Here is a 1,253-nt window from a genome sequence, read left to right on the forward strand (position 1 = left end):
GCATGGGGCGCAGGGTGAGTTCGAAGCCGGGGTCGAGCAGGTTGGTGTTACGGGACATTACTGGCAGGCCTCGCAGGACTCGGGGTTTTCCAGGGAACAGGCGACCGCTTCGGGGTCCGCGGCGGCCTGCGCGGGCAGGACGGGCTGCGCCTGGGCGGCGCGGGCGATGCGCGTCGCGGGGCGCGAACGCAGGTAGTACGTGGTCTTCAGCCCGGACTTCCAGGCGTAGGCGTACATGGAGGAGAGCTTGCCGATGGTCGGTGTCTCCAGGAACAGGTTCAGCGACTGCGCCTGGTCGAGGAAGGGGGTGCGGGCGGCGGCCATGTCGATCAGGCCGCGCTGGGGGATCTCCCAGGCCGTGCGGTACAGCGCGCGGATGTCCTCGGGGATCCACTGGAAGTCCTGCACCGAGCCGTTGGCCTCGCGCAGCGCCTCACGGGTGCGGGCGTCCCAGACGCCGAGGTCCTTCAGGTCCTGCACGAGGTAGGAGTTGACCTGGAGGAACTCACCGGACAGGGTCTCGCGTTTGAACAGGTTCGACACCTGCGGCTCGATGCACTCGTACACGCCCGCGATCGACGCGATGGTGGCCGTCGGCGCGATCGCCAGCAGCAGCGAGTTGCGCATGCCCGTCCGCGCGATGCGCTCCCGCAGTGCCGCCCAGCGCTCGGGCCAGGTGAACTCGGTGTCGTAGTGGTCGGGGTGCAGCACGCCCTGGGCCGTACGGGTCTTCTCCCAGGCGGGCAGGGGGCCGTTGCGCTCGGCGAGGTCGGCGGACGTCTCGTACGCGGCGAGCATGATCCGCTCGGCGATCCGCGTCGACAGCGCCTTGGCCTCGGCCGAGTCGAACGGCAGCCGCAGCTTGAAGAACACGTCCTGCAGCCCCATCGCGCCCAGCCCGACCGGCCGCCACTTGGCGTTGGAACGCCCCGCCTGTTCGGTGGGGTAGAAGTTGATGTCGACGACGCGGTCGAGGAAGGTGACGGCGGTGCGGACGGTGGTGTCGAGGCGGTCCCAGTCGATGTCGCCGTCCCGGACGAAGGCGCCGAGGTTGACCGAGCCGAGGTTGCAGACGGCCGTCTCGCCGTCGTTGGTGACCTCCAGGATCTCGGTGCAGAGGTTGGAGGAGTGGATGACGTTGCCGGGCTGGGCGGTCTGGTTGGCGGTGCGGTTGGCGGCGTCCTTGAAGGTCATCCAGCCGTTGCCGGTCTGGGCCAGGGTGCGCATCATCCGGCCGTACAGCTCGCGGGCGG

The 1,253-nt window shown here is 69.5% G+C and carries 1 protein-coding gene; it reads right to left on the reverse strand.

Features of this window, described 5'->3' with window-relative positions:
* Nucleotides 1-57 precede the first annotated feature (57 nt).
* Nucleotides 58-1,253 (reverse strand): ribonucleoside-diphosphate reductase subunit alpha (locus tag IE251_RS40450; protein ID WP_189757926.1); only part of this gene is annotated, 1,196 nt, incomplete at its 5' end.

The organism is Streptomyces eurythermus (assembly GCF_014649115.1).
In the GTDB taxonomy this organism is placed as follows: Bacteria; Actinomycetota; Actinomycetes; order Streptomycetales; family Streptomycetaceae; genus Streptomyces; species Streptomyces eurythermus.